The organism is Streptomyces sp. MnatMP-M17 (genome assembly GCF_900091995.1).
Taxonomy (GTDB): Bacteria; Actinomycetota; Actinomycetes; order Streptomycetales; family Streptomycetaceae; genus Streptomyces.
On sequence record NZ_FMDK01000812.1, the window covers coordinates 1 to 4,070 of the forward strand.

General features: G+C 68.8%; 5 protein-coding genes and 1 pseudogene. All 6 read right to left on the bottom strand.

The genetic code is table 11. The annotated features are described in order from the left end of the window. Positions 1-1,203: DivIVA domain-containing protein (locus GA0115259_RS31100; protein WP_093603185.1), on the bottom strand; the 1,203-nt coding region annotated here is incomplete at its 3' end. Positions 1,204-1,252: 49 nt separating this feature from the next. Beyond that, entirely contained in the window at positions 1,253-1,549 is a 297-nt protein-coding gene (locus tag GA0115259_RS31105) for a YggT family protein (protein WP_046507963.1), read from the bottom strand. 92 nt (positions 1,550-1,641) lie between these two features. After that, positions 1,642-2,277, bottom strand: a complete 636-nt coding sequence (locus GA0115259_RS31110; RefSeq protein WP_066952252.1) for a cell division protein SepF — start codon at positions 2,275-2,277, stop codon at positions 1,642-1,644. A 124-nt stretch (positions 2,278-2,401) separates the two neighbouring features. Continuing rightward, positions 2,402-3,121 (bottom strand): YggS family pyridoxal phosphate-dependent enzyme, encoded by a 720-nt coding sequence (locus GA0115259_RS31115; RefSeq protein WP_093603183.1) that lies wholly within the window; start codon positions 3,119-3,121, stop codon positions 2,402-2,404. A gap of 6 nt (positions 3,122-3,127) precedes the next feature. Continuing rightward, a complete protein-coding gene (gene pgeF, locus GA0115259_RS31120) occupies positions 3,128-3,856 on the bottom strand; it encodes a peptidoglycan editing factor PgeF (RefSeq protein ID WP_256098220.1) in 729 nt (242 codons plus the stop codon). Next, positions 3,853-4,070 (bottom strand): annotated as a pseudogene (locus GA0115259_RS41300) (cell division protein FtsZ); the annotation flags it as partial. The pseudogene GA0115259_RS41300 and the gene pgeF, both read right to left, overlap by 4 nt.

Below are 4,070 nucleotides of genomic sequence, written 5' to 3' on the forward strand. Positions count from 1 at the left end.
GTTGTCGTCCTCGTCGATCAGGAATCCCCGCATCGGCGACGGCGCCTGCTGCATCGGCTGCGGCGCCTGCGGCCGTACCGGTGCCATCGGCTGCGTCATCGCCGGGGACATCTGCTGCTGCCCGCCGTACGACGGGCCCGAGGGGCCGCCGTGGCCCATGGAGGGCCCGCCCATACCGCCATGTCCCATCGCACCCGCTCCGGCCGGAGCCATCGACGGGGACGGCGGCAGCGAAGCGGTCGCCGGAGTACGCGGCGGCGCCAGCGAGTCGTCCGCCTGGGTCTCCAACTGACGCAGCTGGCTCTCCAGATAGGACTTCAGACGCGTCCGGTACTCACGCTCGAAGCCACGCAGATCCTCGACCTTGCGCTCCAGCGTCGCGCGCGCGGACTCCAGCGAGCCCATCGCCACACGATGCTTCTCCTGCGCGTCCCGCTCCAGCGCGTCCGCCTTGGCGCGCGCGTCGCGCTCCAGGCCCTCGGCGCGGCTGCGCGCCTCACCGACGATCTTGTTCGCCTCGGAGCGCGCCTCGGCGATCGCCTGGTCGGCGGTCTGCTGGGCGAGCGAGAGCACCCGCGCGGCGCTGTCGCCGCCGGGACCCTGACCGGGCTGCTGCATCTGCGGGCCGTGGCCGCCCATGGGGCCGCCCATCGGTCCACCCATGGGACCACCCTGCATCGGGCCGCCCTGCATGGGACCGCCCTGGCCCATCGGACCACCCTGCTGCATGGGTCCGCCCTGCATGGGACCACCCTGCATCGGGCCGCCCTGGCCCATCGGACCGCCCTGCATGGGGCCGCCCTGCATCGGTCCCGGGCCGTGCTGGCCACGCGGGTCATGACCCTGCGGACCGTGGCCACTCGGTCCCGCGGGGAGCTGCGGAGCGCCACCGGGCAGCTGGGGCGGGCCCATCTGCGGCGGCTGCTGCTGGACCGGCGGTCCGGATATGGCGGCGGGGACAGGCGCACCGGGACGGTCCTGCTGTTCCGGAGGCTTGCGCATGCCCTGCTGCTGTTGGTTCTGCGCGGCGGCACGCGTCGCGGCGGCCAGCTTCGCGCGCAGATCCTCGTTCTCGCGGAGCAGGCGCGTCAGTTCGGCCTCGACCTCGTCGAGAAAGGCATCGACCTCGTCCTCGTCGTAGCCTTCTCGGAGGCGGACGGTCGTGAACTGCTTGTTCCGCACGTCCTCAGGGGTCAATGGCATCTCTTCTTCACCTCTACGTAGTCGTCGGCAGTCGGCAAGACCGTATCGTTCACATCCCCCTCGCAAGAGTGCTCACCAGCGAGATCAGGATGTAGACGATGATCATCAGAACGAAGAAGGACAGGTCGAGTGCCACGCCCCCGAGACGCAACGGCGGGATGAACCGCCGAAGAAGCTTGAGCGGTGGATCCGTGACAGTGTAGGTGGCCTCCAGAACGACCACCATCGCCTTGCCGGGCTGCCATGAGCGGGCGAACTGGAAGACATAGTCCATGACCAACCGGAAAATAAGCACGATAAGGAAGCACATCAGCGCGATGTAGACCACCTGTAGTGCGACGCCCATCCCGCTGCTTCCCTCTCCCCTGGCTCACTCTGGTCCGGTCCCGCGCCGGGCCGTTCCCGCCGCGCGACCGGGTCGTTCCCGGTGCTGTGTTCCTAGCTCTGGTTGAAGAACCCGCCCTCTGCGATGCGGGCCTTGTCCTCCGCCGTGACATCGACGTTAGCAGGAGACAGCAGGAACACCTTCTGCGTCACCCGCTCAATGCTGCCATGGAGACCGAAGACCAGTCCCGCGGCAAAGTCGACAAGTCGCTTCGCATCGGTGTCGTCCATCTCCGTGAGATTCATGATCACCGGAGTGCCCTCACGGAAGTGTTCCCCGATGGTACGGGCCTCGTTGTAGGTCCTCGGGTGCAATGTGGTGATGCGGTAGGGCTCCCGCTCGGACACAACCTTGGGCATGATCACCGGTGCGTTCTTCTCCAGACTCGGACGTTCAGGTGTGATGGATGCCACGGGGGCGATTCGTGCCGGACGCCCGATTTCCGCCCCCAGCGACACCGGTTCGCGCTCGCGTTCACGTTGGGCGGGAGGCTGAACCACCCGCATCGGCTCTTCCCGCTCCCGTTCCCGCTCACGCTCCTGCTGGTGCACGGGCTGGTGGCGCCGGTGCTCCCGCTCGGGTTCGGGCTCGGGCTCGAAATCGTCGTCGGGGTCGAAACCCCGGCCGTCGTACCCATCGTCCTCCACGAGGCCGAGGTAGACCGCCATCTTGCGCATCGCGCCGGCCATGCTCTGAGTCCTCCGCTCTGTGGTGGATCGGCCTCGTCACCAAGTGCCCGCGATCCACTAGGCATGCCCGCCTTTCGGCGGAAATGACCATATTTTCTGCTGTGGTCCGACTTGCTTCGCGACGTTACCCGAGCCGGGGTCGGACTCCGAGTACCGCCGTACCGACGCGAACATGTGTCGCTCCGGCCGCTACGGCGTCCTCAAGGTCCGAGCTCATCCCTGCTGAGACCATGTTCGCAGCCGGATGGTCCGCGCGCAGGCGGGATGAGAATTCCAGCAGCCGCTCGAACGCGGCCTGTTGCCGGCCCGCGTACGGACCGGCGAGCGGCGCCACGGTCATCAGACCACCGAGCCGCAGTCCCGGGGCATCGGCCACCGCCGTGGCCAACTCCTCGATCCCGTCGGGCGCCACACCGCCGCGCGCCCCGCGTGCGCCGGACTCCGCGTCGAGCGCGACCTGGATCAGACAGACCGGTTCGCGCCCCGCACGGACTGCCGCCGCGGAGAGCGCCGAGACCAGTCGGATCCGGTCGACGGACTGCACGACATCGGCGTAAGTGACGACGGAGCGGACCTTGTTCGTCTGCAACTGGCCCACGAAATGCCACATAAGAGACAAATCCGTACAAGCGGCAGCTTTGGGGGCGGCGTCCTGATCACGGTTCTCGGCCACGTGCCGTACGCCGAGTTCATGGAGCAGCCGTACATCGCTCGCCGGGTAGGTCTTGGTGACCACGATCAGGGTCACCTCCTCCCGCTTGCGGCCCGCCGCCGCACAGGCGGAGACGATACGTTCCTCCACCATGGCGAGATTCGCCGCGAGTTCGGTTCTGCGGTCGTTCATGCGCTATCAGTCCAGCCAGACATATCCGGCGAGCCGCCCGGTCGTGCGGTCGCGGCGGTACGAGTAGTGGTCGTCCGACTCCAGTGTGCAGACCTCGGCCTGCCGCCGGTCCGCGATCCCCAGGGCCGCGAGCTGCGCATGGACTCCGGCGGTGACATCGACGGCCGGAGTGGACCAGCTTGTCTCGGACCAGGCTTCCGGTACCGCGGCGGCCACCTCGTCCCGCATCGCCGCCGGGACTTCGTAGCAGCGTCCGCAGACGGCGGGACCGGTACGGGCGGTGATCCTGGACGGTTCGGCGCCGAGCGCGATCATGGCCTCGACGGCGGCCGGGACAACTCCGGCGACCATACCGGGGCGTCCGGCGTGGGCGGCGGCGACGATCCCGGCGGCCGGATCGGCCAGCAGTACGGGAACGCAGTCCGCGGTGAGTACGGCGAGTGCCAGCCCGCGCCGTACGGTGACGAGCGCGTCGACGGCGGGGATCTCCCCGCTCGTCCACGGTCCTTCGACGACGGCCACATCGCGGCCGTGCACCTGGTTCATCCAGACGACCCGCGCCGGGTCGAGCTCCAGCGACTTCGCGGCGAGTTCGCGGTTGGCCCGCACGGCCTCGGGATCGTCACCGACCGCGCCGCCGAGATTGAGCCGCTCATACGGAGCGGCGCTCACCCCGCCCCACCGGTCGGTGAAGGCGAAGTGCGCGCCGCTCAGTGTCTCGTGCTGTCGTATCACTTCAAGAAGTCCGGAACGTCCAGTTCCTCGGCCTGGCTGTCCTGCTGGTACGGACGGGCTGGGGGAACGTGCGGCGGGTGTACCGGCGAGAGTGACTTCTCGTTGGACACCGGGGAGGGATCATGCTTGGACGGACGGTCCTCACGCGGCGGTACGGTGCCCAGTCCGCTCGTGGACCGGCCGCTGTCCGCGCGGGACGGGACCGGCTGGGGGG

What these genes read in the sequence shown, in the direction of transcription:
- GA0115259_RS31110 (WP_066952252.1), bottom strand. Translation starts at nt 2,277, where the DNA reads ATGGCCGGCGCGATGCGCAAGATGGCGGTCTACCTCGGCCTCGTGGAG.
- GA0115259_RS31105 (WP_046507963.1), bottom strand. Translation starts at nt 1,549, where the DNA reads ATGGGCGTCGCACTACAGGTGGTCTACATCGCGCTGATGTGCTTCCTT.
- GA0115259_RS31115 (WP_093603183.1), bottom strand. Translation starts at nt 3,121, where the DNA reads ATGAACGACCGCAGAACCGAACTCGCGGCGAATCTCGCCATGGTGGAG.